The sequence below is a fragment of the Pseudomonas sp. BF-RE-21 genome, assembly GCF_019947305.1.
In the GTDB taxonomy this organism is placed as follows: Bacteria; Pseudomonadota; Gammaproteobacteria; order Pseudomonadales; family Pseudomonadaceae; genus Aquipseudomonas; species Aquipseudomonas migulae.
Window position 1 is genome coordinate 1 of the sequence record NZ_JAGYGF010000003.1, and the last position, 26,588, is coordinate 26,588.

Genomic DNA, 26,588 nt, shown 5'->3' on the forward strand with positions numbered 1-26,588 from the left:
GGGGCTTGATTTGACATGGGTGCCCTTACTGACTGGAAAAAATGCATTGGCGCACGCCCCTGTAGGAACGAGCCTGCTCGCGAAAAAGCCACAGGCGCCGCTGGGCATCTGGTTTCACGCGTTATCGTTAACGACCATCGCGAGCGGGCTCGCTCCTACGGAGGGCAGGTGGCGCCGGGAGAAAAAACATCACCAGCGCCACCACCAGGTAAATCAGATAAGCGCCGAGGGTGCTGACAGTCGGCGCATCCTGATACCCGAACATCCCGGCCAGCACCGAGCCCAGCGGGCCGTCCATTGGCAGCGTCGCGCTGAAGTCGAACAACACGGTTTGCAGCTGATTCCACACCCCGGCCTCATGTAGCGCCTGCACCGAGTTGGCGAGAATGCCGGCCGCGACCACGAGGATGAACAGCCCGGTCCAGCGAAAGAACGCGCCGAGGTTCAGGCGCATGCTGCCGGTGTAAATGAGGAAACCAACGATGATCGCCAGGATCAGGCCGAGCAGGGCGCCAATCGGTGCCGCCGGGCCTTCGCTTTGCTGGAACACAGCGAGCAGGAAAAACACCGTTTCCAGGCCTTCGCGGGCGACGGCGAAAAACACCATGGCGATCAGCGCCGTGACCTGATGTTTAGAGCCAGCCAACGCCTGATCGAGGGAGACGTGCAGCGAATGCTTGATCGAACGCGCCACCTTGCGCATCCAGAACACCATGGAACTGAGGATGCCGACCGCCACCAGGCCGACCACACCTTCAAACAGTTCCTGTTGTTTCTGCGGGAACTCAGCGCTGACCAGTTCCAGACCACCGCCCACCAGCAGGGCCAGCGCGGCGGCGAGAAACACACCGATCCACACGGCCGGCATCCACTGGCCGCGACCGGTTTGCTTGAGGTAGCTGGCGATGATGCCGACGATCAATGCGGCCTCGATGCCTTCGCGCAGCATGATCAGAAAAGGAACAAGCATTCAGCACCGTCGTGGAATTAGATAGGGTGCTAATTTGTAACATAATGACACTCATTCCCAAATGCCAATAGTTGACATTTACCTGAACCTAACCTGAACAACCCTCAACATCGCCCAAGTACCCCCTGTAGGAGCGAGCGGTGCGGCGATCCGACTTGCCCGCGAAGAGGCCATGTCAGTCACTGTGGATGTTGAATGACACACTGCTTTCGCGAGCAAGCTTCGCTCCTACGGAACTGTGTCGCTGTGCGCTACTATGCCCTCCACTCAAACAACAGGGCACACCCCGCGCAATGTCGGAAAAAGACACCATTTCCATTCAACTGGTGCGTGAAGCGCTGTTGCAAAGTTGCGCCCCTGGCGCGGCCACCGATGAGGTGTTGAACAAGGTCGGTATCGATCCGGCGCTGCTGGAGTCCGCCGTTGCCCGCGTCCCGGCCACGGCCTATGCGCGTTTGTGGCGGTTGCTGGCCCGACGTGGCGACGATGAGTTTTTTGGCATGGACCCGCGCAAGCTCAAATCCGGCAGCCTGGAGTTCCTGTGCCGCTGCTCGATGGTCCAGCCGAGCCTGGCCGCCGGCCTGACTTCGGGGCTGGGGTTTCTGTCGTTGATGCTCGAACACCTGCCCGCGCAGCTGGTTCGTCAGCAAAGTCTCGCGGAAATTGTCCTGCTGGAAGACGACCAGGACCCTCGCCGCGCGTTCACCTATTTCACCTACTGGATGATCGTTCACGGTGTTGCGTGTTGGCTGGCCGGGCGGCGGATTCCGATTCTGGCCATCGAGTTGCGCTGCCCGGAACCGGATTTCTGTGATGACTATCAGGTGATGTTTTCCGAGAACCTGCGTTTCGACCGGCCGCGCACCCGAATGATTTTTTCAGCCGATTGCCTGGACCTGCCGATCAAGCGCAGCGCGGAAGAACTCAAGCGCTTCCTGGCCCATGCGCCGGCCAATATTCTGGTCAAGTACCGCGACCCGGAGAGTCTGGCGAGTCGGATCAAGCACGATTTGCGGCAATTGCCCGCCGAGAAGTGGCCGGAAACCGAACCTCTGGCACAGCAACTGTGCATGTCGGCCTCGACCTTGCGGCGGCGGCTGGCGGAGGAGGGGCAAACCTATCAAGGCCTCAAGGACAGCGTGCGCAAGGAACTGGCCATTGTCTGGCTGGCGGAGCCGAGTATCAGCTTCGCCGAAATCGCCACGCGACTGGGGTTTGCCGATGCGAGCTCGTTCTACAAGGCGTTTCGCAAATGGTCGGGGTCGAATCCGGGGCATTACCGGAGTTTGATTCTGACCGAGGCCGACTGATCCGGATTTTGTATTGATGCAGCTGACCTCTTCGCGGGCAAGCCTCGCTCCTACAGAGAAATGCGATCCCCTGTAGGAGCGAGGCTTGCCCGCGAAGGCGTCAGCTCAGGCGCCGCACCTCTTGAATCTTGGCCAAACCAGTCAGACAACTTGATAGCTTTGACCATTGCCCCACCCCCCGCGCAGAGCGAGTATTTCGCTGTTGGTTACGCTTCCCCCAACCTAATAAAAATACCGAGGGATTCTGGCAATGCGCGATTACTTGTCTGCCACGTCACAGTTCAATTATCAGCACACCGTCGACGCCGCACTTGCGGGTAACCTGACGGCCCTCAATGCCTGTGTCGAGTGTTGCGACCGGCATGCGTTACCAGGTCGCATCGCGCTGTTCTGGGAAGGCCGGGACGGCACCAGTGCGACGTACACCTTCAGCGACTTGCAGGACAAGGCTGCACGTTTCGCCAATTTCCTGCTGGCGCAGGGCGTAAAAAAAGGCGACAAGGTCGCCGGCCTGCTGCCGCGCAATATCGAATTGTTGATCACCGTGTTCGCCACCTGGCGCATCGGCGCGGTGTATCAGCCGCTGTTCACCGCGTTCGGCCCAAAGGCCATCGAACATCGCTTGAGCAGCTCCGGTGCCAAAGTGGTGGTGACCGACGCGGTCAATCGCTCGAAACTCGCTGAAGTCGCCGACTGCCCGACCATCGTCACCGTCGGTGGTGCAAAAGGCCAGGGCATCGTCCGTGGCGATTTCAGTTTCTGGGCCGAACTGGCCAACTATTCCGCTGACTGCGAACCGGTGCTGCTGACCGGCGAAGACCCGTTCCTGCTGATGTTCACCTCTGGCACGACCGGCCCGTCGAAAGCGCTGTCGGTGCCGCTCAAGGCAATCGTCGCGTTCGAGAGTTACACCCGCGACGCCGTGGACCTGCGCCCTGAAGACGCTTTCTGGAACGTCGCTGATCCGGGTTGGGCCTACGGCATCTATTTCGGCGTCACCGGGCCGATGGCGATGGGGCATCCGATCACCTTTTACGATGGCCCGTTCACCCTCGAAAGCACCTGCAGGGTGATCAACAAATACGGGATCACCAACCTCACTGGGTCACCAACCGCCTATCGTCTGTTGATCGCCGGTGGCGATGAGTTCGCTAAGTCGATCAAAGGCAAGCTGCGCATCGTCAGCAGCGCCGGCGAGCCGTTGAATCCGGAAGTAATCCGCTGGTTCGCCGACAACCTTGGCGTGGTGATTCACGACCATTACGGCCAGACCGAATTGGGCATGGTCCTGTGCAACCACCACGGCCTCGATCATCCGATCCACATGGGCGCCGCCGGTTTTGCTTCGCCGGGCCACCGTATCGTGGTGCTGGACGAGGAGTACAAGGAACTGGGTGTCGGCCAACCCGGCATCCTCGCCATCGACCGCACTCAGTCGCCGATGTGCTGGTTCAACGGCTACGAAGGTGCACCGACCAAAGCCTTCGTCGGCAACTATTACCTGAGCGGCGACACCGTCGAGTGGAACCCGGACGGCAGCATCAGTTTCGTCGGCCGCAGTGACGACGTGATCACCACTTCCGGCTATCGCGTCGGCCCGTTCGATGTGGAAAGCGCATTGATCGAACACCCGGCCGTCGTCGAAGCCGCCGTGGTGGGCAAACCCGATCCGGAGCGCACCGAACTGGTCAAAGCCTTCGTCGTGCTCAGCGCGCAATACCGTGCCGCGCCGGAGTTGGCCGAAGAACTGCGCCAACATGTGCGCAAACGTCTGGCCGCGCACTCGTACCCCCGTGAAATCGAATTTGTCAGCGAATTGCCGAAAACCCCAAGCGGCAAATTGCAGCGCTTTATCTTGCGCAACCAGGAAATCGCCAAGGCTCAAGAGGCCGCAGCGAAGAACGTTTCAGCTTGAATCCAAGGAAACAATGATGCAGATCGAAAACAAGGTTTTTCTCGTCACCGGCGGTGCCTCCGGGCTCGGCGCGGCCACGGCTGAAATGCTGGTCGCGGCTGGCGCCAAAGTGATGCTGGTGGACATGAACGCCGAAGCGGTCGCGGCCCAGGCTGAACGTCTCGGCGCGCAAAGCGTGGTCGCGGACATCAGCAACGAAGCGGCGGCAGAGGCAGCGGTGCAGGCCACGGTCAAAGCCTTCGGTGGCCTGAACGGTCTGGTCAACTGCGCCGGCATCGTGCGTGGCGAGAAGATCCTCGGCAAAAACGGTCCGCATGCACTGGCTAGTTTCAGCCAGGTGATCAACGTCAACCTGATCGGCAGCTTCAACATGCTGCGTCTGGCGTCGGCGGCCATCGCCGAAACCGAGCCGGATGCCGATGGCGAGCGCGGTGTGATCATCAACACCGCTTCCGCCGCAGCCTATGACGGCCAGATCGGCCAGGCGGCTTATGCGGCATCGAAAGGCGCGATTGTCAGCCTGACCTTGCCGGCGGCTCGTGAACTGGCGCGCTTCGGTATCCGTGTGATGACCATCGCCCCAGGGATTTTCGAGACGCCGATGATGGCCGGCATGACCCCGGAAGTCCGCGATTCCCTTGCCGCTGGCGTGCCGTTTCCACCACGTTTGGGCAAACCGGCCGAGTACGCGCAGCTGGTCAGGCATATCATTGATAACAGCATGCTCAATGGCGAGGTGATCCGTCTCGACGGTGCCTTGCGCATGGCCGCCAAGTAAGGAGGATTTGTCATGACCCTTTCCCACGATCCAATCGTTATCGTCAGCGCCGTCCGTACCCCGATGGGCGGTTTCCAGGGTGAACTGAAAAGCCTGACTGCACCGCAGTTGGGTGCCGCCGCGATTCGCGCCGCCGTTGAACGCGCCGGTGTGGCGCCGGACGCGGTTGAAGAAGTGCTGTTTGGCTGCGTGCTGCCCGCCGGCCTCGGCCAGGCCCCGGCGCGCCAGGCTGCACTGGGCGCCGGGCTGGATAAATCGACCCGCTGCACCACCCTGAACAAGATGTGCGGTTCCGGTATGGAAGCGGCCATCCTGGCCCATGACATGCTGCTCGCCGGCAGCGCCGATGTGGTGGTGGCGGGCGGCATGGAAAGCATGTCCAACGCGCCATACCTGCTGGACCGCGCCCGCAGTGGTTATCGCATGGGCCATGGCCGTGTGCTCGATTCCATGTTCCTCGACGGTCTGGAAGACGCCTACGACAAGGGCCGCCTGATGGGCACTTTCGCCGAAGATTGCGCTGAAACCAACGGCTTCAGCCGCGAAGCCCAGGATGCGTTTGCCATCGCTTCGACCACCCGCGCGCAGCAGGCGATCAAGGACGGCAGCTTCAAGGACGAGATCGTGCCGCTGACCGTGACCGTCGGCAAAGAGCAAGTCGTCATCAGCAACGATGAGCAGCCGCCGAAAGCCAAACTGGACAAGATTGCCTCGCTGAAACCGGCCTTCCGCGAAGGCGGCACGGTGACGGCGGCCAACTCCAGCTCGATTTCCGACGGTGCGGCGGCGCTGGTGCTGATGCGTCGTTCCGAAGCGGACAAGCGCGGCCTCAAACCGCTGGCGGTGATCCATGGCCACGCGGCATTCGCCGACACGCCGGGCCTGTTCCCGGTGGCACCGATCGGCGCGATCAAGCGGCTGATGAAGAAAACCGGCTGGTCGTTGAATGACGTGGACCTGGTGGAAGTCAACGAAGCCTTCGCCGTGGTAGGCATGGCAGCGATGACCCATCTGGAAATCCCCCACGAGAAACTCAACGTGCACGGCGGCGCGTGCGCCTTGGGCCACCCGATCGGTGCGTCCGGCGCGCGGATCCTCGTGACCCTGCTCTCGGCCCTGCGCCAGAAAGGCCTGAAACGCGGCGTTGCGGCGATCTGCATCGGCGGCGGCGAAGCCACGGCGATGGCCGTGGAATGCCTGTACTGATCTGACCTGTAGGAGCCGGCTTGCCGGCGATGGCGCACTTGAAATTGCCATCGCCAGCAAGCTGGCTCCTACAGAGGCGATTACATTTTTAAGGATTTGCCATGATTCCCAATGACGAACAACTGCAGATCAGCGAAGCGGCCCGGCAGTTTGCCCAGGAACGGCTGAAACCGTTCGCCGCCGAATGGGACCGTGAGCACCGTTTTCCCAAGGAAGCCATCGGCGAAATGGCTGAACTGGGCTTCTTCGGCATGCTGGTGCCCGAACAGTGGGGCGGGTGCGACACCGGTTACCTGGCCTACGCCATGGCCCTGGAAGAAATCGCCGCCGGCGACGGCGCCTGCTCGACCATCATGAGCGTGCACAACTCGGTCGGCTGCGTGCCGATCCTGAACTACGGCAACGACGACCAGAAAGAACGCTTTCTCAAACCGTTGGCCAGCGGTGCAATGCTTGGCGCTTTCGCCCTGACCGAACCGCAGGCCGGCTCCGATGCCAGTGGCCTGAAAACCCGTGCGCGCCTGGAAGGCGATCATTACGTCCTGAACGGTTGCAAACAGTTCATCACCTCCGGGCAGAACGCCGGCGTGGTGATCGTGTTTGCGGTAACGGACCCGAGCGCCGGCAAACGCGGGATCACCGCGCTGATCGTGCCCACCGATTCACCGGGCTACAAAGTCGCCCGCGTCGAAGACAAACTCGGCCAGCATGCGTCCGACACCTGCCAGATTCTGTTCGAAGACGTCAAAGTGCCGGTGGCCAACCGCTTGGGCGAAGAGGGCGAAGGCTATCGAATTGCCCTGGCCAACCTCGAAGGCGGCCGCGTCGGTATCGCTTCGCAATCGGTGGGCATGGCCCGAGCCGCGTTTGAAGCGGCGCGGGATTACGCCCGTGAGCGCGAGAGTTTCGGCAAACCGATCATCGAGCATCAGGCCGTTGCGTTCCGCCTGGCGGACATGGCGACCCAGATCGCCGTCGCCCGGCAAATGGTGCATTACGCCGCCGCGCTGCGTGACAGCGGCAAACCGGCGTTGGTCGAAGCGTCCATGGCCAAACTGTTCGCCTCGGAAATGGCCGAAAAGGTCTGCTCTGCAGCGTTGCAAACCCTCGGCGGTTACGGTTACCTGAACGACTTCCCGCTGGAGCGGATCTACCGCGACGTGCGGGTATGCCAGATCTACGAAGGCACCAGCGATATTCAGCGCATGGTCATTTCGCGCAGTCTTTAAGAAGGAGTCCATTGTGAGTTACGAAACGATTTTGCTGGAAATCCATGGCCGTGTCGGCCTGATCACCCTGAACCGTCCGCAGGCGCTGAACGCGTTGAACGCGCAGATCGTCAGCGAACTGAACCACGCCCTCGATGGCCTGGAAGCCGATTCGAACATCGGTTGCATCGTGCTGACCGGCTCGAAAAAAGCCTTCGCCGCCGGTGCCGACATCAAGGAAATGGCCGAGCTGACCTACCCGCAGATCTACCTCGACGATCTGTTCAGCGACAGCGACCGCGTGGCCAACCGCCGCAAGCCGATCATCGCTGCCGTGAACGGTTTTGCCCTGGGCGGTGGTTGTGAACTGGCGTTGATGTGCGACTTCATCCTCGCCGGCGATAACGCCCGGTTCGGCCAACCGGAAATCAACCTCGGCGTGTTGCCGGGCATGGGCGGCACCCAGCGCCTGACTCGCGCCGTCGGTAAGGCCAAGGCGATGGAAATGTGCCTGAGCGGGCGTTTGATCGATGCCGTGGAAGCAGAGCGTTGCGGGATCGTCGCGCGAATCGTGCCAGCGGATGAATTGCTGGAAGAAGCGCTGAAAGTCGCCGCACTGATCGCCAAGAAGTCGCTGCCGATTGCGATGATGGTCAAGGAAAGCGTCAACCGCGCCTTCGAAGTGAGCCTGTCGGAAGGCGTGCGCTTTGAGCGTCGGGTGTTCCATGCGGCGTTTGCGACGCAGGATCAGAAGGAAGGGATGGCGGCGTTTATTGCCAAGCGTGAGGCGGAGTTCGTCGGTAAGTGATGTAGCGTTCTCACGGACGTCTTCGCGGGCAAGCCTCGCTCCTACGGGTTATGTGTTGTTCATGCGAACACCGATAACCTGTAGGAGCGAGGCTTGCCCGCGAAGCTTTTTAAGGTTCACACCAGATAATTTTTCAACTCTCGGGCAATCACCATCCGCTGAATCTCGCTCGATCCTTCATAAATCTGCGTGATCCGCGCATCCCGGTAGTAACGCTCCACCGGGTAATCCTCCAGATACCCGTACCCGCCATGGATCTGCATCGCTGACGAGCAGACCTTCTCAGCCATTTCCGAGGCAAACAGCTTGGCCTGCGAAGCCTCCGACAGACACGGCTTGCCGGCACTGCGCAACCGCGCGGCGTGCAGGATCATCAACCGTGCAGCGTTGAGTTGCATGTGCATGTCGGCCAGCATGTTGGCGATGCTCTGGTGCTCGATGATCGGCTTGGCGAACTGCACGCGATCACGGGAGTAGGCCAGCGCCGCTTCGAAAGCGGCACGCGCGATACCCAAGGCCTGCGCGGCGATGCCGATGCGTCCGCCTTCGAGGTTGGAGAGGGCGATGGCCAGGCCTTTACCGCGCTCACCCAACAGATTGGCTTCGGGGATGGTGCAGTTGCTCAGGGTGACTGCGCAGGTATCGGACGCGCGAATGCCCATCTTGTGTTCAGTGCGATCAACGATGAAACCGGCGGTATCGGTCGGCACCAGAAACGCCGAGATACCACGCTTGCCCAGGTCCGGATCGGTCACGGCAAACACAATCGCCAGTTTCGCCCGTTTACCGTTGCTGACGAATTGCTTGGCGCCGTTGATCACCCACTGGCCGTCGCGCAGTTCGGCGCGGGTACGCAGGTTATGCGCCTCGGAACCGGCTTGCGGCTCGGTCAGGCAGAAGCAGCCGATGGCCTTGCCGCTGGCCAGATCCGGCAACCAGGTCTGTTTCTGTTCGTCGGTGCCGTAGTTCATGACCGGCCCGCAACCCACGGAATTGTGGATGCTCATCAGTGCGCCCGTGGCGCCGTCGCCGGCGGAAATCTCTTCCACCGCCAGGGCGTAGGCGACGTAATCGACATAAGTGCCGCCCCATTCCTCGGGCACCACCATGCCCAGCAGCCCCAGTTCGCCCATCTTCGCCACCAGACCGTCGTCGATCCAGCCGGCCTTTTCCCAGGCTTGCGCGTGGGGCGCGATTTCGCCGCGGGCAAAGTCCCGGGCCATGTCGCGGATCATGACTTGCTCTTCGCTCAATTCGATATCGTGCATGGCTCAGCTCCCGCTCCGGTCAAACCCTGTGAAAAAACTCGCGACGTGTGCGGCGTCCAGCGCCTGCAAGGTCGGCGGGTTCCAGCGCGGGGTCTTGTCTTTGTCGATCAGCAAGGCGCGCACGCCTTCGATCAGGTCGCCGCGCTCGAACCACTGACGGTCCAGGTGCAGCTCCAGGGCAAAACAGTCTTCCAGACTCAGGTGCCGACCGCGCCGCAGCATTTCCAGGGTCACGCCCATGGCCAGCGGTGAACGGCTTTGCAGCAGGTCGGCGGTGGTGGTCGCCCATTCATGGCTGTCGGCAACCGTGACGTTGCGCAGTTGTTCAACAATACCCGGCACATCGGGCAGGGCGAAGAAGTGATCGATAGCCGGGCGCAGCGCTTCCAATGGCGCGTCCGGCAGTTGCTGCACGGCGAGTCGGGCCAGCAGGCCTTGCAGGTCCTTGAGCGGCGTGTCGTGCCATTCCAGCTGATCGAGTTTTTCGTCCAGCGTGGCCAGTTTGCTGCTGTCCAGATACCAGTCGGCCAGGCCGCAATAGAGCGCATCCGCCGCACGGATCTGCACGCCGCTGACGCCCAGGTAGATCCCCAGTTCACCGGGGATGCGCGGCAGGAAGTAGCTGCCACCGACGTCCGGGAAATAACCGATGGCCACTTCCGGCATCGCCAGGCGGCTTTTTTCGGTGACCACGCGCAGGTCGGCGCCTTGCACCAGGCCCATGCCGCCACCCAGGACGAAGCCGTCCATCAGGGCGAGAACCGGTTTGCGGTAATGGTGAATCGCGAGGTCGAGGGCGTATTCCTCGACGAAGAAGTCTTCGTGCAGGGTGTCGCCGTTTTTGAAGCTGTCATACAGCGAGCGGATGTCGCCGCCGGCACAAAAGGCTTTTTCACCGGCACCGCGCAAGACCACCGCGTGAATGTTCGAATCCTGCGCCCAGGCGTCGAGCTGACGCTGCAGATTGCGCACCATGTCGAGGGTAATGGCGTTGAGGCCGGCGGGGCGGTTGAGGGTCAGGTGACCGATATGGTTGCGAACCTCGGCCAGCACGTCGTTTTGCGTGGCATCCATGGACGAAGTCCACTTCGATAAAACCTGAGCAGTCATCACTAACTCCCTGCTTTTATTGTTCTTTATAGAGAAGCTCGCGCGCGAGCGATGCTGGATCGTAACAGTGCAAATTTGCCTAGTACAACCCGGATATGTGCAGGTCTCGTGTGCATTTTTGTAATAGCGCTGAAGAACTTCCCTCTCAAGACCACCGCGGGCCGCGCTCACGACCGAATCGGCTGTGAAAACAGCCTTATCAGCGCAATCGGGGCGTCTGGAGCGGCCCTTACGACACCTGCAACAGGTTATCTGTTGGCATTCTGGCCGTGCTTTTGAAGCCGTCTGTGCCGAGGGTTTCAGGCTGGAGGCCGCAACGTGCGGCCCCTCGAACAAAACAATAAGAACGCTGTTGCGGCTCGCGCCGCACCGACTCTCTGTTCCTGCCCATAAAGGCGGTCCGGTTCGCCAGGCCGCGATAACTCCAAACAAATCGGGACTCAAGAAGATGAATATCAAATGGCTGACTTTGCCGACACTCGCGCTGCTGTGCTGCACCACCGGCGCCCATGCCAAGGAATGGAAAGAGCTGCGATTCGGCGTCAACCCAAGCTACCCGCCTTTTGAGTCAACCACCGCCGATGGCGGCGTGCAGGGCTTTGGCGTGGACCTGGGCAACGCGATCTGTGCCGAGCTGAAACTGACTTGCGTGTGGGTCAGCAATGATTTCGACGGGCTGATTCCAGCCCTCAAGGCCGGCAAGTTCGACGCCATCGAATCGTCGATGACCGTGACCGAGCCGCGCAAAAAGCAGATCGACTTCACCGACCGTCTGTACGCCGGGCCGACCGCCATCGTCACCCGCAAGGACTCCGGGCTGCTGCCCACCGCCGAGTCGCTGCGGGGCAAGACCATCGGTTACATGCAGGGCACGATTCAGGAAACCTACGCCAAGGCCAAACTGGGGCCGGGCGGCGTGAAGCTGCGCGCTTATCAGAATCAGGATCAGGTGTACGCCGACCTGGTTTATGGCCGTCTCGATGCGTCGATCCAGGACAAGCTGCAAGCACAGATGAGCTTTCTCACATCGCCACAAGGGGCTGACTTCCAGAACAGCGAAGGCATCAGCGACCCGTTGGTGCCGTCGGAAATCGCCATCGGCGTGCGCAAGGACAACGAAGAACTCAAAGGCATGCTCAATGCCGCCATCAAGGCCCTGCACGACAAGGGCATCTACGCACAGATCCAGCAGAAGCATTTCGGCGATCTGGACCTCTACAACAACTGATCCTCGCGCCCCAAGACACTGTGCCGTGAACCGGCACAGTGTTTCATCGTGGGTGCCTCAAGACAGGTGACTGGCGTGAATTCCTTCCTGAATCTGATCGGGCTCGATGTTTCGGCCCTGCAAGGCTATGGCCCATTGTTGCTGCACGGCACCTGGGTCACGTTGAAACTGTCGGCGCTCTCGCTGCTGGTGAGCATGGCGCTGGGGTTGCTCGGCGCGGCGGCAAAGCTGTCGCCGCTGAAGCTGTTGAACCTGCCGGCAACCTTCTACACCACCTTGATTCGCGGTGTGCCGGACCTGGTACTGATGCTGCTGATTTTCTACAGCCTTCAAGGCTGGCTGAGCAGCCTGACCGAAGCGATGGGCTGGCCGTACATGGAAATCGACCCGTTCGTGGCCGGGATTATCACCCTCGGGTTTATCTATGGCGCGTATTTCACCGAGACCTTTCGCGGGGCGATCCTCAGCGTGCCGCGTGGACAGCAGGAAGCCGCGGCGTGTTTCGGTTTGAACCGCTGGCAGCGGTTTCGCTTCGTGGTGTTTCCGCAAATGATGCGTTTCGCCTTGCCGAGCCTGGGCAACAACTGGCTGGTGTTGCTCAAGGCCACGGCGCTGGTGTCGATCATCGGCCTGTCGGACCTGGTAAAGGTCGCGCAGGAGGCCGGTAAAAGCACCTTCAACATGCTCGATTTCCTGCTGATGGCGGCGGCGCTTTATCTGCTGATCACCAGCGCGTCGAACTACGCCTTGCGTGTGTTGGAGCGACGTTACAACCAGGGCGTACGGGGGATGGCGCGATGATCGAGTTGATTGCCGAATACTGGAAACCCTTTCTGTTCAGCGACGGCGAGACCCTCACTGGCCTGGCGATGACCCTGTGGTTGCTGGTGGCGAGCATCGCGATGGGCTTTGTCCTGTCGTTGCCGTTGGCGATCCTGCGCACCTCGCGCTGGGGCTTGCTGCGCTGGCCGGTTCAGCTGTTTACCTACGTGTTTCGCGGTACGCCGCTGTATATCCAGCTGCTGATTTGCTACAGCGGGATCTACGGCATCGCGGTGGTGCGCTCGCAGCCGCTGCTCGAAGCGTTCTTTCGCGACGCGATGAATTGCACGCTGCTTGCGTTCACCCTCAACACTTGCGCCTATACCGTGGAAATTTTTGCCGGGGCGATCCGCAGCATTCCCTACGGTGAGATCGAGGCAGCCCACGCTTATGGCTTGAGCGGCTGGCGCCTGTACCTGCGACTGATCCTGCCCTCGGCGCTGCGCCGGGCGCTGCCGTATTACAGCAACGAAGTGATTCTGATGCTGCACGCGACTTCGGTGGCGTTCACCGCAACCATTCCGGACATTCTCAAAGTCGCCCGCGACGCCAACGCCGCGACCTTCATGACCTTTCAGGCGTTCGGCATTGCCGGCCTGCTGTACCTCGCGTTGTCGTTCGGCCTGGTCGGCGCATTTCGCCTCGCGGAAAAGCGCTGGCTGAGCTTTCTCGGGCCGACTCATTAATCCATTTATCCAGACCAGCGCCGAATCGGGTGCTGCTGCAGGGGTGTCTGCATGTACAAACTCACGGTTGAAAATCTGTATAAACGTTTTGGTGACAATGAAGTGCTCAAGGGCGTCTCGTTGAATGCGCGGGCAGGGGACGTGGTGAGCATGATCGGCGCCAGCGGTTCAGGCAAAAGCACCATGCTGCGTTGCATCAATTTTCTGGAACGGGCGGACGAAGGCGTCATCGAACTCGACGGCGAACGGGTCATCACTCGCCCGGGCGCGAGTGGCATGCGCGTCGCCCATCCGGCACAGTTGCAGCGCTTGCGCACGCGCCTGGCGATGGTGTTCCAGCATTTCAACTTGTGGAGTCACCTGACCGTCCTGGAAAACATCGTGCTGGCGCCGTGCCGGGTGCTGGGCATCAGCCGCAAGGCGGCTGAGGAAAGTGCGCGGGCTTATCTGGACAAGGTCGGCTTGCCGCAGCGAGTCGCCGATCAATACCCGGCGTTTCTGTCCGGCGGCCAGCAACAACGGGTGGCGATTGCCCGGGCGCTGGCGGTGGAGCCGGAAATTCTGCTGTTCGACGAGCCGACCTCGGCCCTTGATCCGGAGTTGGTCGGCGAAGTGCTCAAGGTGATTCAGGCACTGGCGGAAGAAGGCCGGACCATGTTGATGGTGACCCACGAAATGGGCTTTGCCCGGCAGGTGTCGAGTCAGGTGTTGTTCTTGCATCAGGGGCGGGTCGAGGAGCAGGGTGATGCGACGATCCTCGACCGGCCAAACAGTGAACGTTTGCAGCAATTCCTATCGGGTCGTTTGAAGTGAGGCAAGACGTACATGGCGGATATCCGCGATCTGTCGATCGTGCTTGATCGTATCGATCAGGCAATCATTGAAGTGCTGCGCCATGAAGGGCGCATCACTTACCAAAAGCTTTCGGAGCGCGTGCACCTGACCCCCAGGCCATGCCTGGAACGGGTGCGCAAGCTTGAACAGCTCGGGGTCATTCGCGGTTACGGGGCGATCCTCGATGAGAAAAAACTGACGCCCGGACTGTCTTTGCTGGTGTTGGTGGCGCTGTCGAATCAGAGCGGGCGGGCGGCGCAAAAAGCCTTCGAAGCCAAGGTCCGTGCTTGCCCGCAGGTGCTGGAGTGTCGCTTGATCAGCGGCGCGTTCGACTACAGCCTGCGCATGCGTTGCCGCGACATGGAACATTACCGGGTACTGACCGAAGTCTGGTTCGACGACCCGGAGCTGCACATCGACAAACTGGTCAGCCACCCGGAACTGGCGATGGTCAAGACCACGATGGAGTAGTGAACAAGCCAGTTCCCTGTGGGAGCGAGCCTGCTCGCGATTGCGGTATGTCATCCAGCAATAATGTTGTCTGACACACCGCAATCGCGAGCAGGCTCGCTCCCACATTTGGTTCTGGGTGTCTGCCGAATCGGCTGGACGAGCCGGAATCTTCAGCCGTTTCCATCACCTTAAAAACCCTTATCAACCGGGTTTTCCCGCTCCCGAAACAGACAATGAGCCTCTCTCAACCCTCATTGAATCTGTGCCCATGCAAACCACCAATACCGTTTTGATGATTCGCCCGACACGTTTCTCTTTCAATCAGGACACGGCGGCAAACAACCGTTTTCAGCGCCCGGCAGCCGTGTCCGAAGACGTTCAGCTCAAGGCCCTGCAAGAATTCGATGGCTACGTTGCCGCACTGCGCGGGCAAGGCGTCGAGGTCCTTGTGCACAACGACCTTGAAGCCCCGCACACGCCAGACTCGATCTTTCCCAACAACTGGTGGAGCAGTCACCCCGACGGCACGTTGGTGCTGTATCCGATGCAAGGCCACAACAGGCGACTGGAGCGGGATAAAGGTGTGCTCGACTGGCTGCGCGACGAATACCGGGTCGAGCAGTTGCTGGACCTTTCCAGCCTCGAACAGCAGGAAGTCTTCCTGGAAGGCACCGGCAGCATGGTGCTGGATCGTCAGCAGCGGATTTGCTACGCCGGCTATTCCACCCGCACCCACGCCCGGGCGCTGGATCAGGTGGTCAACCATCTGGGTTACGAGCTATGCGCGTTCACGGCGCAGGACCGTCAGGGCGTCGCGATTTACCACACTAACGTGATGATGAGCGTCGGTACGCGGCTGGCCATTGCCTGCCTGGCATCGGTCACGAACCCGAGCGAACGCCTGGCCCTGCGCTCGCGGCTGGAAGACAGCGGCAAGCAAGTCATCGCGCTGAACTGGAGCCAGTTGGAATCCTTTGCCGGCAACATGCTGGAAGTTCAAAGCAGTGCGGGCGACCCCGTGCTGGTGATGTCACGTACCGCCTGGCAAGCGTTGGACACCCGCCAGCGTCGGTTGATTGAAGCCCACACCACGCCGCTGCCAGTGAACATCGACACCATCGAACGCATTGGCGGCGGCAGCGCCCGCTGCATGTTGGCCGAAGTATTCCTGCCCAAACACCTGACTGCCAAGGAGCAAGTGCGATGATCGTCCGTCCCGCCACACCGGCTGACCTGCCGGCACTCCTGGCCCTGGCCCATAGCGCCGGGACCGGTTTGACCACCTTGCCTGCCGATGCGCCGCGTTTGCGCCAGCGTCTGGAATGGGCCGCGAAAACCTTTGCCGGCGACGCCGAGCGTGCCGATGCCGACTACCTGTTTGTGCTGGAAAACGACCAGCAAGAAGCGATCGGTATTTGTGCGCTGGCCGGTGCCGTCGGCCTGCGCGAGCCCTGGTACAACTATCGAATGGGCTTGTTTGTCGCGGCGTCGAAAAACCTCGGGATCAATCAACAACTGCCGACGTTGTTCCTGGGCAACGACATGACCGGGCAATCGGAGTTGTGCTCACTGTTCCTGCACGCCGATCATCGCAGCGGGCTGAACGGGCGCTTGTTGTCGAAGGCGCGGTTCCTGTTTCTCGCAGAGTTCCGTCAGCACTTCGGCGACAAGGTCATTGCAGAGATGCGCGGCTACTCGGACGAAGCGGGCATTTCACCGTTCTGGGAAGGACTGGGGCGGCACTTTTTCAAGATGGACTTTGCCGATGCCGATTATCTTACCGGCCTGGGCAACAAGACCTTCATCGCGGAACTGATGCCCAAGTTTCCGCTGCCGACCTGCCTGTTGCCGGAAGCGGCGCGCTCGGTGATTGGCCGCGTCCATCCCAACACCGAGCCGGCGCTGGGCATGCTGCAGGCGGAAGGATTCGAACACCGCGATTACATCGACATTTTCGACGGCGGGCCGCTGATTGAATGCGCCACCGCCGACATCCGAGCGGTGCGTGACAGTCAGGTACTGCAATTGAGCATTGGCACCCCCGGAGAACAGGCGGCGACTTACCTGATTCACAACCGCCAGTTTGCCGAGTGCCGGATTACCGCAGCACCGGCGCGGGTAGCGGCGGGCACGTTGATTGTCGATGCGCAGACCGCAAAAACACTGGGGTTGAGTGCCGGGGCATCGGTGCGGGCAGTGAGTCTGGCAGTACCGGCCAAGCAATTATCTGCGGCTTGACTCGATCCTTCAGGAGCGAGGCTGCTCGCTCCTGAAAGGTTCTGTAGGGTGTCAGGTTCTGCGGCTAAGGACTTCAGTGATACTGCGCCGTTTGGCATGCAACTCACTGGCTTGAATCAATTGTTCAAGGTCTTCGGGCGTGACATCAAAGAAAGCTTCCATGTCCGCCAGCGCCCGTTTCAGGTCCTGGGCAGTGATCGCCTGGCTGTCGATGGGCGGGTGATCGGCTGGCACCATCGCCACCGGTTCACTGGCGCGTCTTGGGTAACGAATGCGCGTCAGGTTGTTGTACGCCAGCGCGCTGAGCAACATCGTCGAGGCGCCGAGCATTACCGGGCCGAGAGCTTTCCAGTCCAGCGCGATGGTCGCCGGGTCTGCCAATACCAGCAGCAACGCCAAGGCACCGGCCGGCGGATGCAGGCAACGCAGCCAGCACATCAGGATCAGCGACATGCCTGCGGCCAGGCAAGCACTGCCAAGGGTTCGTCCGAGCACGTGGGCGACCAACAATGCGACCACCCCAGCGCTCAAGTAGCCGCCGAGAATCGACCAGGGTTGCGCCAATGCGCCGGAGGACACCGCGAACAACAGCACTGCCGAGGCGCCCAGCGGACCGATCAGGTGCTGCGCCACTTCGATGCCGAAAGCCTGTGAGCACAGCCAGACGCTGAACATCGTACCGAGGGCCATGCCGATGGCGGCGCGGCTCCATTCAGAAGGTCGAGTATTGATGGCGGCGGGGAACCAGCGAGCAAACATGAGGTGAACGGTCCGTTGCAAAAGTCGAGGCAAAAAAAAGGCTTAGCTGGGATACCCAGAAAGCCCTTGAAGTCGTTCCAACTATTGGGGGAGGAACGAGGCACAGTGTGCCGCTCATTCCAGACGGAGACAAATTCATATTAATGCAGTTTCAGTGCATTAATTTTGCTGTAAAGCCACCCGGCGTCCGCTCATGAAACACAGGAAACCGCCCATGGCGGTCAGCGCGCTCAGGGCATAAAACATCGTCGGCGCCGGGGTGTGCATCAACAGGAAACCGCAAATCACCGGGCTCAGGGCACCGCCCAGGGCCGCCAGGTTTTGCGCGCCGTAGTAACTGCCGCGCAGTTCTTCCGGGGCCAGGGTGTCGACGAACAGGAATTCGGCGGGGTAAATGATCATTTCGCCGAGGGTGAAGATGAACATCGCGATGCACCACGACACCAGGCTATCGGCCAGGCTGAAGCCGATCAGGCCGAGGATGAACAGGCTGGTGCCACCGGCAATCCAGTAGCGCAGTTGTTCACGCTTGAGGAAACGGCCGATCTGGTATTGCAGCAGGATCACGCTCATGGCGTTGCAGGCGAGCAGGGCGGCCATGGTTTCCAGGGCGCGTTTGGAGTCCTGGGTCACCAGCAGGTATTGCGACAGGTACAGGGTGAAGCGCCCATGGACCACGGTGCTGAGCAGGCAGCCGCAAGTGAACATAATCAGCGTGCGGTCGTTTTTCAGGGTGATCAGGGTTTTCAGAAAGCTTTGCGGCTGGCCGATCACCGGTGTCTGGCTCGAATCTTTCGGGATCCCGCTCATCAGGAAGATGCTGAAAAACGCAATGCCGCCGGCAATCAGGAACGGCGCAATCGGGTAGACACCGGCGATGACCACGCCAAGCATCGGCCCCGTGGCGTAACCGATGTTGGTCAGGGTGTAGCGCAGGGAAAAGGCCTTGGCACGCTGGCCCATGGGCAGGTTTTCGCTGAGGATCGCCTTCGAGCCAATCAGGAACAGCGCCGAAGCGGTTTCGGTGATCACCAGGGTCAGGGTGGTCAGGTAGAGGTTTTCGGCGAAGGTCAGCAACACGAAACCGATGGCGCTGGAGAGCATGGCGAGGATCAGCAGCCGGCGTTTTTCGAGGCGGTCGATGATGTAGCCGCCGTAGAGCGCAAGCAGGGTAGCGATGAACACCGCGATGCCCAGCAGCAAGCCAACGTCCTGTTGGTTGAGGCCCAGTTTGTTGCTCAGGAACAACGTGAGCAACGGGCTGGTGATGGCGCGGCTGACGACGATGGTCAGCGATACGATCATCAACCGGCGGATAACAAGCGAGTAAGTGGCCACGGTGGGGCAAATGTCCTTATTCAGATTTCAGGGTGTTCGACGGTGTACCGTGTCGCGCCCAATCGCGAGCAGGCTCGCTCCCACATTTGGAATGCGTTCCCCTGTGGGAGCGAGCCTGCTCGCGATTGGGTCAGATCAGTCACCGCATTACTCAAGTCAGCCACCGATCCAGCACAGCAACCGATTCCAGCTGTTCCAACCGCCACATCTGCCCGATCAGTTCCTCTGCCTGCAACCTCGGCATCACCCGCACCGCCAGACTGAAAAACTTCTGTTCCAACGCGTCATCACTCAACGGATTACCCGGCGCACCCAGTGGCGGGTCGACGCACAGGCTCGCCTGCCGACCGTCCACCGTCCGCACGCTCACCACGGGCTCGCCATCCTCTGACAGTTGCGGGTCCACTACAAGACGAATGCGCGACATCCACAGCGCAATCTGCGGAACACGCCGTTGCTCGTCGTCGTACGCCTCCAGCCGGCAATGCCCATGAACCAGGCGTGCGGCGAGGGCGTACGGCAAGCTCATCTGCGCCGCCGCGAGGCTGCTCACTTCCTGAGCGCCGCACATGTCCTGCAGAAACCCGCACAGCGAAACCTCAAGGTCTTCAACCTGATCGGCATCCACCTGCAGTTGATCCAGCAACAACCCCAACGCGTCGATGGCCGAATGCGTGCCACGGCACGAGGCGTACGGCTTGATCGAACAGCGGGCGAGCTTCCACACGACGCCCAGGTCGGCATCCAGTGCCTCCGGTTGTGCCGTCTCGCCGGCCAGGGTTTTCAGGAAACCGCCCCAGACATCATCGAACAGCTTCGACGGCCCGGTGATGCCTTGCTGCGCAAACCGTGCCGCCAGCAATCCACCTTCGGCGGCGCGCCCGCTGTGCAGTTTTTTACTCTGCGAGCCGTCGTGGATGAAGGCCCACAAGCCGCCGCTGAAACTGCCGGCAATGCCCAGTGCCGAGAGCATTTGTCCGGCGTTCAAACCCAGGATGCGTGCACTTGCCGCCGCCGCGCCAAACACGCCGCAGGTGGCGGTGGAATGCCAGCCGGCGCCGTTGTGCGCCGAATAACCACCACAGGCTTCGAGCACGCGGCGGCCGACTTCGTAACCGATGACCACCGCCGTGATGAACTCGCGACCACTGACCGGCCGCGTGCACATCGAAACAGCCGCCATCACCGCCGGCAGCACCACTGCGCCGGAATGGTCACAGCCACCGGTGTCATCCAGTTCCAGCGCATGTGCGGCGACGCCGTTGAGCATTGCAGCCTGAGCGGCGCCGACCCGCAGGTCCGCGCCCCAGACCAGTGTGCCGCCGGTTTCACCCGCGAACACCAGGCGCGCCTGTTTCGCCACATCGCTGTCAGCCCCGGCCAGCGTCGCGCCAAAGGTGTCGAGAATGTGCCGTTTGGCTTGTGCAACCAGTGCCGGGGGCAAGTCTTCAAATCGTGTGTCGACGCAAAACTGCGCCAGTCGTTGCAAACGCTCGGTCATAGGAGGTAGTCCCGATAATGCCGTTCGTACACTGACGCCGGGTGATCCTCGGTCACAGGCGTCGCGGAATCGGCCCACCACTGAGCGACTTCGGCTCCGGTGGCGATCCACACGTCGTTGTGTTGCTGAATGCCCTGCAGCAATTCGCGCAACACGCCGATCCGCCCCGGCGTGGCAATGATTTCCGGGTGCAAACGCAGTACGTAACACAGCCCGAAGCGGTGAAACCCGGCGAAGTCCATTTGCAGGTTGCCCAGGGTGTGGCTGTAAGAGGCGATCCGCGATTGCGCCGGCGGCACCGCCGGGCTCAGGTTGAACGCGAAGTAGGGTTCGTCTTCCAGCTCGTAGTGCAAGGGCAGTTCGACCACCTGCGGCGCCGTGGGATGCGCGAACGGCAAGTCATCGCCGCGCCACGAGGATGACCAATGAATGCCTTGATCCCTCAGCGCCTCGATGAACCCCGGCGCGCCATTGCCGGCGGGGATGCGAAATCCCGTCGGGCGCTGGCCGGTCAATGCTTCAAGTGCCTCGCAACCAGCGGCAATTTCGGCGCTCTGCTGCGCCAGATCGAGGGTGTCGTAGTTTTGATGGCGATACCCGGCGCAGGCAATTTCATGCCCACCGGCCTGAATCGCCTGAAGGTGTTCGGGGTTTTCTTCGGCGACGATGCCGGGGACAAACCAGCTGCTGCGAACCCCCAGTTCCTTGAACAAACCCAGCAGACGCTCGACGCCGCGCTGGCTGCCGTAACGCCATACAGACAGTGTCTTGTCGCGCCCGGCGACTTCCGGCGCCTGGGTGAGAATCCCGTGAATGTCGTTGTAATCGACGGTCAGCACCACGGCGCAGCGATAGCCGTCGGGCCAGACGATGGAATCAGCCATGGTGATGCTCCTTCAGCCACCACTGGGCGACGTCGCGGCAAGTGGCAAACCACACGTCGTCGCGCTGACGCATGTGTTCGAAAAGTTTTTCCAGCAACAGGATGCGTCCCGGTTTGCCGGTGATCTTGGGGTGGAACAGGGTGGTCAGGCACAACCCTTCATTCATGGCGCCGTCGTACTCGCGGCACCAGTTGTCCAGGGTCAGCTCGTAGCTGGCCGTGCGGTCCAGTCCCGAAGGAAAGTCCGGCGCGCGGGTGTAGGCGAGGGAGGCGTAGTCGTCCATTTCCCAGCGCCCGGGGATTTCCACCAGTGGCGTGTCGAACCCCGGCACGTTCACCAGGTACGGTCGGTCGTCGCCGCGCATGCTGCTGGAGTAGGTCACGCCGGCTTCCACCAGCATCGCCGGGGTCTCGGCGCGCCAGTCGCCGGACGGCGTGCGGAAACCTTCGGCGCGGATGTTCAGGTGTTTCCAGAACACCTCGCGGGATTTCTTCATCACGTCCTTTTGCTGGTCCAGCGTCAGGGCGTAAAAGGATTCGTGTTTGTAGCCGTGGTACGCCACTTCATGCCCGCGCTCGACAATCGCCTGGCACTGTTTCGGCCAGTTCTCCACGACCCAGGCCGGAACGAAAAACGTGGTCGGGATGCGGAACTCGTCGAGCAGGTCGAGAATCCGTGGCAGCGCCCGGTAAGGGCCGTAACCACCAAAACCGAAGTACTCGGGCTTGCGCCAGATCGAGCCGTTGAGCATCGCATCGCCGGTGGGGCCGTCGAGGTCGAAGGCCAGGGCAAGGCAGGCCTTGTGCTGGTCGGGCCAGGTTGGGGAGGACGACATCGTGATGCTCCGTATTCAATTGTCGAAACGCAACCTTGTAGGAGCCGGCTTGCCGGCGATGGCGGCGCATCAATCTGCATTGATGGTGCCTGACCCACCGCTATCGCCAGCAAGCTGGCTCCTACAGGGATGTGTTCATCCCGAGCGGATTATTTGCCGGCGTTGATGGTTGCCGTCTTGATTGCGCCCAGCTCCAGGTCCCATTTTTTCAGGATGGTCTGATAGCTGCCGTCATCGATCATGCTCTGCAACGCAACCTTCACCGCTTCGCTCAGCTCAGGCTTTTTGTTGCTCAGGCCCATGCCGGAGAACTGCACGGAAATCGGCTGGCCGACCGTTTTGTACATGTCCTTTTCCTGAGTCTTCAGGTACGACAAGGTCTCGCTGCCTTGCATCGCGGCATCGATACGGCTCTGACGCAGTTGCGCACGGGCATCCGCCGAGCCTTCGGTGCCGATCACCACGATGGCCGGTTTGCCGGCGGCTTCGCAGTTGGCCTTGCTGTATTCAGCGATTTCCGCCGGGAACGTGGTCCGGCGGCTGGTGCCGACTTTCTTGCCGCACAGGTCGGTGATTTCGTTGAAGTCCTTGTTCTTCTGCAGGGTGTAGAACTGCGGACCGCTGGTGAAGTAGTCGACGAAGGTCACGCTGGCCTGACGCTCTTTGGTGTCGGTCATGCCCGACAGCACCATGTCGACGCGGTCGGTGGTTAGGGCGTTGATCATTTGCTCGAAGCCGGTTTCCTGCCATTTGATCTTCACGCCCAGACGTTCGGCCAGGGCGTTGCCCAGATCAACGTCCACACCGGTGAGGGTATTGGTGGCCGGGTCCTTGAAATCCATCGGCGGGTAGTTCGGCATGATCGCGACGACGATCTCGCCTTTTTCCTTGATGCTGGCCGGCAATTCGGCGGCGAAGCTGACGCTGGATGCCATCAGGCCTGCGAGTACTGCTGGGATTACGATGTTCTTCATGGTCGTTCTCTTATGTGTGTTGTTACGCCAGCCGGCGCTTAGGTTCGAACGGCAGAAATGAAGCTTTGGGTGCGCGGGTTTTGCGGACTTATTAGTATTTCTTCGGGGCTTCCTGCCTCCACGATCTGCCCGCCGTCCATGAACACCATGCGGTTGGATACTTCGCGAGCGAAGCCCAGTTCATGGGTGACGACGATCATGGTCATGCCGGATTGCGCGAGATCGCGCATCACCGACAGCACCTCACCGACCAGTTCCGGGTCGAGTGCCGAAGTGGGTTCATCGAACAGCATCAGCTTGGGCCGCATGGCCAATGCGCGAGCAATGGCGACACGTTGTTGCTGACCACCCGAAAGCTCGATCGGGTAGCTGTTGCGCTTGTCGGCCAGGCCGACGCGGGCGAGCAGTTCCAAAGCTTCTTCGTGCGCCTCCTTGGGCGAACGCTTGAGCACCTGGCACGGCCCTTCGATGATGTTTTGCAGCACAGTCATGTGCGGAAACAGGTTGAAACGCTGGAACACCATGCCGGTGGCCAGGCGTTGACGGGCGATCTGCGACTCGTTGAGTTCGTGCAGTTTGTTGCCGACGATGCGGTAACCCACCAGCTCTCCGTCGACCCACAGGCCGCCCTTGTCGATCTTTTCCAGCTGGTTGACGCAACGCAGCAAGGTGCTTTTGCCGGAGCCGGACGGGCCGATGATGCACAGCACTTCGCCTTGCTCGACTTCGATGTTGATGTCCTTGAGGGCGTGGAAATGGTCGTAATACTTGTTCAGGCTCACGGCCTTGACGATGCTTCTCATGTTCAACTCCTCAAGAACGCTTGCCGGCGCCGCGAGCGAAACGACGCTCCAGACGGCTTTGACCAAAGGACAGCACGGTGACTGTGGCCAGGTACCAGATACCCGCGACGATCAGCAGCTCCATCACTCGGGCGTTGGCGTAGTAGATGTTCTGAGCGTTGTAGAGCAGCTCCGAGTACTGGATGACGCTCGCCAACGAGGTCATTTTCACCATGCCGATAAACTCGTTGCCGACCGGTGGAATGATGATCCGCATGGCCTGCGGCAGGATGATCCGGCGCAGCGCTTGCAGGCGTGGCATGCCGATCGACTTGGCGGCTTCGTACTGCCCGGTGTCCACCGACAGCAGGCCGGCGCGCACCACTTCAGCGGTGTAGGCACCCTGATTGATGCTCAAGCCGAGGAGGGCGGCCACGAACGGCGTCATCAGGCTTACGGTGTCCATTTCGAACACGCCGGGGATGCCGATGGTGGGGAAGATCAGCGCCAGGTTGAACCACAACAGCAGTTGCAGGATCAGCGGCGTGCCACGGAACAGCCAGGTGTAGGTCACCGCCACGTAACGCAGGATCGGGTTGGCCGACATGCGCATGATCGCCGTGATCACCCCGAACACAATGCCCAGCCCCATCGCCAGCACGGCCATGACGATGGTATTGAGCAAGCCCCACATGATCGCCTGGGACGTGAGGAACTGGCCGATGTACGACCACTCGATCTTGCCTTCGGCGAAGGCCCGCACCAGGCCGATGATCGCGATGACGATGACCGTGGCGAAAAAGATCCGCCCGTAATAACGCCGTGGCACGTGATCGTACTGGGTGATATCGAACTGGTTTTCCGCCAGTTTGCGCTCCGCCTGGAGTCGTTCTGCCTGAGTCTGGCTCATGTTGTTTCTCCGAACACTGGTATTACATTCCCTTTGTAGGAGCCGGCTTGCCGGCGATGGTGTGTCAGCTAAAACGGTGTCGGCTGACACTCCATCGCCAGCAAGCTGGCTCCTACAAGGGTTTTGCGTTGTCTATCAGAGGCGGAAGCCCTGATAGTTCTCGGTCCATTCGTGTTGCGCGGCGAGGGCGGTCTTCAAGCGACCGATCTGCTCGCGCACCTGCTGCGGCGCCGTACCACCCCAACCGCTACGGGCGGCGATGGCGGCTTCCAGCGTCAGGCTGTCGCGCACTTCCGGGGTCAGGCGCGGGTCGATCTCGGCCAACAGCGCCGGCGAGGCTTCCCACAACTCGATGTCGTGTTTCTCACAGGCCTGAACCAGCGCGCCGGTGATTTCATGAGCTTCCTTGAACGGCACGCCGCGCACCGCCAGCCAGTCGGCCACTTCGGTCGCGAGGGTGAACCCGAGCGGTGCCTGACGGCGCAGCTCTTCAACGTTGACCTTCATGGTCGCGACCATCCCGGCCATGGCGGGCAGCACCAGCAGCAAGGTGTCGACGCTGTCGAGCACGCCGTTCTTGTCTTCGCTCAAGTCGCGGTTATACGACAGCGGCAGGGATTTCAGGGTGGAGAGCAGGCCGGTGAGGTTGCCGATCAGGCGACCCGCCTTGCCCCGGGCCAGCTCGGCAATGTCCGGGTTTTTCTTCTGCGGCATGATCGAGCTGCCGGTGGCGTAGGCATCGTCCAGTGCAACCCAGCGAAATTGCCGCGAGGACCACAGGCAGAATTCTTCCGCCAGGCGGGAAATGTTGATTCCGAGCATGCTGGCGATAAACAGGAACTCGGCAACGTGATCGCGGCTGGCCACGGCGTCGATGGAGTTTTCGCACACGCCGCTGTAACCCATTTCCTTGGCCGACTGTTGTGGCAGGCGCGCGATGGCGGAACCGGCCATGGCGGCGGCGCCGAGTGGCGACAGCGAGGTGCGGATGTCCCAGTCCACCAGCCGTTGCACGTCACGCAGCATCGATTGGGCGTGAGCGAGCAAGTGGTGAGCAAAGACGATCGGTTGCGCCTGTTGCAGGTGAGTGAAACCGGGGCAGATGCTTTCGATGTGTTGTTCGGCCTGGTCGACCAGCGCTTGTTGCAAGGCCAGCACTTCGACGGCCAGGGTCCGCACGTGGTCCCGCAGGAACAGACGCAGGTCGTTGGCGGTCTGGTCGTTGCGCGAACGGCCGGCGCGCAGCTTGCCGCCCAATGGGCCGAGGCGCTCGGTCAGCAGGCGTTCGATGAAGGTGTGGACGTCTTCGTCATCCAGCGTTGGCGCGATGCTGCCGGCTTTGAAGTCAGCGCCGATACCTTCCAGCGCGGCCAGCATGGTGTGGGTTTCCTGCTCGCTCAACAGCCCGGCGCGCTGCAGTTCACGGGCATGGGCCTTGGAACCGGCGAGGTCGTACGGGGTCAGGCGAAAGTAGCGCTCAGGGCAACGGGACAGGGCCGCCAGGGCTTCGGATGGGCCGCTTTTGAAGCGGGCACCCCAGAGACGGTCGGTGGTTTGAGACATTGTTGTTTTCCTCGTCGGTAAAGCGAACTGAAATTGATGCGCAGAGCCGGGAAGACCCGCCGGAAATAATTCGGGCGTGGTTCGGCCTAAGCAGTTTTCAAGAGGGCAGTTGCAGCGTTGCGAGAGCTGATCGAAGTGTCAGCTTTTAGTAGTTCGAAATCAGTGAGTTGGCACTGAAGTACGGGGATTATTAGCGGTTGCCAAGCCT

The 26,588-nt window shown here is 61.1% G+C and carries 25 protein-coding genes; 13 read left to right on the plus strand and 12 right to left on the minus strand.

Annotation, left to right across the window (positions count from 1 at the left end; genetic code table 11):
• Window positions 1-127: 127 nt before the first annotated feature.
• Entirely contained in the window at window positions 128-970 is an 843-nt protein-coding gene (gene efeU, locus KGB25_RS03180) for an iron uptake transporter permease EfeU (protein WP_223434202.1), read from the minus strand.
• A gap of 293 nt (window positions 971-1,263) precedes the next feature.
• On the opposite strand from efeU, the gene KGB25_RS03185 reads away from it, so the two are divergent.
• From KGB25_RS03185 to KGB25_RS03210, 6 genes are all read left to right on the plus strand, one after another.
• Window positions 1,264-2,280, plus strand: coding sequence for an AraC family transcriptional regulator (locus tag KGB25_RS03185; protein WP_223434203.1), 1,017 nt, complete (start codon window positions 1,264-1,266; stop codon window positions 2,278-2,280).
• Window positions 2,281-2,530: 250 nt separating this feature from the next.
• The gene (locus KGB25_RS03190) at window positions 2,531-4,195 is read left to right on the plus strand and encodes an AMP-binding protein (RefSeq protein ID WP_008038364.1); all 1,665 of its coding nucleotides are present in this window, start codon (window positions 2,531-2,533) and stop codon (window positions 4,193-4,195) included.
• A 16-nt stretch (window positions 4,196-4,211) separates the two neighbouring features.
• Window positions 4,212-4,973 (plus strand): SDR family NAD(P)-dependent oxidoreductase, encoded by a 762-nt coding sequence (locus KGB25_RS03195; RefSeq protein WP_008026522.1) that lies wholly within the window; start codon window positions 4,212-4,214, stop codon window positions 4,971-4,973.
• 12 nt (window positions 4,974-4,985) lie between these two features.
• Window positions 4,986-6,179, plus strand: coding sequence for an acetyl-CoA C-acyltransferase (locus tag KGB25_RS03200; protein WP_008038365.1), 1,194 nt, complete (start codon window positions 4,986-4,988; stop codon window positions 6,177-6,179).
• Between the two features lie 101 nt (window positions 6,180-6,280).
• Window positions 6,281-7,408 (plus strand): acyl-CoA dehydrogenase, encoded by a 1,128-nt coding sequence (locus tag KGB25_RS03205; protein WP_008026517.1) that lies wholly within the window; start codon window positions 6,281-6,283, stop codon window positions 7,406-7,408.
• Window positions 7,409-7,421: 13 nt separating this feature from the next.
• Window positions 7,422-8,195, plus strand: coding sequence for an enoyl-CoA hydratase (locus tag KGB25_RS03210; protein ID WP_192227237.1), 774 nt, complete (start codon window positions 7,422-7,424; stop codon window positions 8,193-8,195).
• Between the two features lie 116 nt (window positions 8,196-8,311).
• On the opposite strand, the gene KGB25_RS03215 is transcribed toward KGB25_RS03210, so the two are convergent.
• Both KGB25_RS03215 and KGB25_RS03220 read right to left on the minus strand, forming a co-directional pair.
• Window positions 8,312-9,463, minus strand: a complete 1,152-nt coding sequence (locus tag KGB25_RS03215; RefSeq protein WP_008026512.1) for an acyl-CoA dehydrogenase family protein — start codon at window positions 9,461-9,463, stop codon at window positions 8,312-8,314.
• 3 nt (window positions 9,464-9,466) lie between these two features.
• Window positions 9,467-10,573 (minus strand): enoyl-CoA hydratase/isomerase family protein, encoded by a 1,107-nt coding sequence (locus KGB25_RS03220; protein WP_223434204.1) that lies wholly within the window; start codon window positions 10,571-10,573, stop codon window positions 9,467-9,469.
• Window positions 10,574-11,021: 448 nt separating this feature from the next.
• On the opposite strand from KGB25_RS03220, the gene KGB25_RS03225 reads away from it, so the two are divergent.
• The 7 genes from KGB25_RS03225 to astA all read left to right on the plus strand — a co-directional run bounded on the left by KGB25_RS03225 (window position 11,022) and on the right by astA (window position 16,834).
• The gene (locus KGB25_RS03225; protein ID WP_008026508.1) at window positions 11,022-11,801 is read left to right on the plus strand and encodes a transporter substrate-binding domain-containing protein; all 780 of its coding nucleotides are present in this window, start codon (window positions 11,022-11,024) and stop codon (window positions 11,799-11,801) included.
• A gap of 75 nt (window positions 11,802-11,876) precedes the next feature.
• Window positions 11,877-12,602, plus strand: coding sequence for an ABC transporter permease (locus tag KGB25_RS03230; protein ID WP_008038374.1), 726 nt, complete (start codon window positions 11,877-11,879; stop codon window positions 12,600-12,602).
• Window positions 12,599-13,309, plus strand: coding sequence for an ABC transporter permease (locus KGB25_RS03235; RefSeq protein ID WP_008026504.1), 711 nt, complete (start codon window positions 12,599-12,601; stop codon window positions 13,307-13,309). Before KGB25_RS03230 ends, KGB25_RS03235 begins: the two co-directional genes overlap by 4 nt.
• A gap of 51 nt (window positions 13,310-13,360) precedes the next feature.
• Complete coding sequence (locus KGB25_RS03240) at window positions 13,361-14,122, plus strand: ABC transporter ATP-binding protein (RefSeq protein ID WP_223434205.1); 762 nt, start codon at window positions 13,361-13,363, stop codon at window positions 14,120-14,122.
• A 12-nt stretch (window positions 14,123-14,134) separates the two neighbouring features.
• The gene (locus KGB25_RS03245) at window positions 14,135-14,614 is read left to right on the plus strand and encodes an Lrp/AsnC family transcriptional regulator (protein ID WP_008026500.1); all 480 of its coding nucleotides are present in this window, start codon (window positions 14,135-14,137) and stop codon (window positions 14,612-14,614) included.
• Window positions 14,615-14,864: 250 nt separating this feature from the next.
• Window positions 14,865-15,803 carry a citrulline utilization hydrolase CtlX gene (gene ctlX, locus KGB25_RS03250; protein WP_223434206.1) on the plus strand — a complete coding sequence of 313 codons (939 nt, stop codon included), beginning with the start codon at window positions 14,865-14,867 and terminating at the stop codon, window positions 15,801-15,803.
• Window positions 15,800-16,834, plus strand: coding sequence for an arginine N-succinyltransferase (astA, locus tag KGB25_RS03255; RefSeq protein ID WP_008038379.1), 1,035 nt, complete (start codon window positions 15,800-15,802; stop codon window positions 16,832-16,834). Before ctlX ends, astA begins: the two co-directional genes overlap by 4 nt.
• A 51-nt stretch (window positions 16,835-16,885) precedes the next feature.
• Here the strand turns inward: astA and KGB25_RS03260 are convergent, their stop codons facing one another.
• The 9 genes from KGB25_RS03260 to argH form a co-directional block, all read right to left on the minus strand.
• On the minus strand, window positions 16,886-17,593 hold the full coding sequence (locus tag KGB25_RS03260; RefSeq protein WP_008038386.1) for an HPP family protein: 708 nt from the start codon (window positions 17,591-17,593) through the stop codon (window positions 16,886-16,888).
• Between the two features lie 159 nt (window positions 17,594-17,752).
• Window positions 17,753-18,931, minus strand: coding sequence for an MFS transporter (locus tag KGB25_RS03265; protein WP_223434207.1), 1,179 nt, complete (start codon window positions 18,929-18,931; stop codon window positions 17,753-17,755).
• 151 nt (window positions 18,932-19,082) lie between these two features.
• The gene (locus KGB25_RS03270) at window positions 19,083-20,432 is read right to left on the minus strand and encodes an MmgE/PrpD family protein (RefSeq protein WP_223434208.1); all 1,350 of its coding nucleotides are present in this window, start codon (window positions 20,430-20,432) and stop codon (window positions 19,083-19,085) included.
• The gene (locus tag KGB25_RS03275) at window positions 20,429-21,316 is read right to left on the minus strand and encodes a polysaccharide deacetylase family protein (RefSeq protein WP_223434209.1); all 888 of its coding nucleotides are present in this window, start codon (window positions 21,314-21,316) and stop codon (window positions 20,429-20,431) included. Before KGB25_RS03275 ends, KGB25_RS03270 begins: the two co-directional genes overlap by 4 nt.
• Complete coding sequence (locus KGB25_RS03280) at window positions 21,309-22,151, minus strand: polysaccharide deacetylase family protein (RefSeq protein ID WP_223434210.1); 843 nt, start codon at window positions 22,149-22,151, stop codon at window positions 21,309-21,311. Before KGB25_RS03280 ends, KGB25_RS03275 begins: the two co-directional genes overlap by 8 nt.
• Before the next feature lie 149 nt (window positions 22,152-22,300).
• Window positions 22,301-23,125 carry an ABC transporter substrate-binding protein gene (locus tag KGB25_RS03285; RefSeq protein WP_008026483.1) on the minus strand — a complete coding sequence of 275 codons (825 nt, stop codon included), beginning with the start codon at window positions 23,123-23,125 and terminating at the stop codon, window positions 22,301-22,303.
• Between the two features lie 38 nt (window positions 23,126-23,163).
• Window positions 23,164-23,928: an amino acid ABC transporter ATP-binding protein gene (locus tag KGB25_RS03290; RefSeq protein WP_008026481.1), complete on the minus strand. Its 765-nt coding sequence runs from the start codon at window positions 23,926-23,928 to the stop codon at window positions 23,164-23,166.
• 10 nt (window positions 23,929-23,938) lie between these two features.
• Window positions 23,939-24,817, minus strand: coding sequence for an amino acid ABC transporter permease (locus KGB25_RS03295; protein WP_008026479.1), 879 nt, complete (start codon window positions 24,815-24,817; stop codon window positions 23,939-23,941).
• A gap of 135 nt (window positions 24,818-24,952) precedes the next feature.
• Window positions 24,953-26,380 carry an argininosuccinate lyase gene (argH, locus tag KGB25_RS03300; RefSeq protein ID WP_223434211.1) on the minus strand — a complete coding sequence of 476 codons (1,428 nt, stop codon included), beginning with the start codon at window positions 26,378-26,380 and terminating at the stop codon, window positions 24,953-24,955.
• Window positions 26,381-26,588 lie beyond the last annotated feature (208 nt).

What these genes read in the sequence shown, in the direction of transcription:
- efeU (WP_223434202.1), bottom strand. Translation starts at nt 970, where the DNA reads ATGCTTGTTCCTTTTCTGATCATGCTGCGCGAAGGCATCGAGGCCGCA.
- KGB25_RS03185 (WP_223434203.1), top strand. Translation starts at nt 1,264, where the DNA reads ATGTCGGAAAAAGACACCATTTCCATTCAACTGGTGCGTGAAGCGCTG.
- KGB25_RS03190 (WP_008038364.1), top strand. Translation starts at nt 2,531, where the DNA reads ATGCGCGATTACTTGTCTGCCACGTCACAGTTCAATTATCAGCACACC.
- KGB25_RS03195 (WP_008026522.1), top strand. Translation starts at nt 4,212, where the DNA reads ATGCAGATCGAAAACAAGGTTTTTCTCGTCACCGGCGGTGCCTCCGGG.
- KGB25_RS03200 (WP_008038365.1), top strand. Translation starts at nt 4,986, where the DNA reads ATGACCCTTTCCCACGATCCAATCGTTATCGTCAGCGCCGTCCGTACC.
- KGB25_RS03205 (WP_008026517.1), top strand. Translation starts at nt 6,281, where the DNA reads ATGATTCCCAATGACGAACAACTGCAGATCAGCGAAGCGGCCCGGCAG.
- KGB25_RS03215 (WP_008026512.1), bottom strand. Translation starts at nt 9,463, where the DNA reads ATGCACGATATCGAATTGAGCGAAGAGCAAGTCATGATCCGCGACATG.
- KGB25_RS03220 (WP_223434204.1), bottom strand. Translation starts at nt 10,573, where the DNA reads ATGACTGCTCAGGTTTTATCGAAGTGGACTTCGTCCATGGATGCCACG.
- KGB25_RS03225 (WP_008026508.1), top strand. Translation starts at nt 11,022, where the DNA reads ATGAATATCAAATGGCTGACTTTGCCGACACTCGCGCTGCTGTGCTGC.
- KGB25_RS03235 (WP_008026504.1), top strand. Translation starts at nt 12,599, where the DNA reads ATGATCGAGTTGATTGCCGAATACTGGAAACCCTTTCTGTTCAGCGAC.
- KGB25_RS03240 (WP_223434205.1), top strand. Translation starts at nt 13,361, where the DNA reads ATGTACAAACTCACGGTTGAAAATCTGTATAAACGTTTTGGTGACAAT.
- KGB25_RS03245 (WP_008026500.1), top strand. Translation starts at nt 14,135, where the DNA reads ATGGCGGATATCCGCGATCTGTCGATCGTGCTTGATCGTATCGATCAG.
- ctlX (WP_223434206.1), top strand. Translation starts at nt 14,865, where the DNA reads ATGCAAACCACCAATACCGTTTTGATGATTCGCCCGACACGTTTCTCT.
- astA (WP_008038379.1), top strand. Translation starts at nt 15,800, where the DNA reads ATGATCGTCCGTCCCGCCACACCGGCTGACCTGCCGGCACTCCTGGCC.
- KGB25_RS03260 (WP_008038386.1), bottom strand. Translation starts at nt 17,593, where the DNA reads ATGTTTGCTCGCTGGTTCCCCGCCGCCATCAATACTCGACCTTCTGAA.
- KGB25_RS03270 (WP_223434208.1), bottom strand. Translation starts at nt 20,432, where the DNA reads ATGACCGAGCGTTTGCAACGACTGGCGCAGTTTTGCGTCGACACACGA.
- KGB25_RS03275 (WP_223434209.1), bottom strand. Translation starts at nt 21,316, where the DNA reads ATGGCTGATTCCATCGTCTGGCCCGACGGCTATCGCTGCGCCGTGGTG.
- KGB25_RS03280 (WP_223434210.1), bottom strand. Translation starts at nt 22,151, where the DNA reads ATGTCGTCCTCCCCAACCTGGCCCGACCAGCACAAGGCCTGCCTTGCC.
- KGB25_RS03285 (WP_008026483.1), bottom strand. Translation starts at nt 23,125, where the DNA reads ATGAAGAACATCGTAATCCCAGCAGTACTCGCAGGCCTGATGGCATCC.
- KGB25_RS03290 (WP_008026481.1), bottom strand. Translation starts at nt 23,928, where the DNA reads ATGAGAAGCATCGTCAAGGCCGTGAGCCTGAACAAGTATTACGACCAT.
- KGB25_RS03295 (WP_008026479.1), bottom strand. Translation starts at nt 24,817, where the DNA reads ATGAGCCAGACTCAGGCAGAACGACTCCAGGCGGAGCGCAAACTGGCG.
- argH (WP_223434211.1), bottom strand. Translation starts at nt 26,380, where the DNA reads ATGTCTCAAACCACCGACCGTCTCTGGGGTGCCCGCTTCAAAAGCGGC.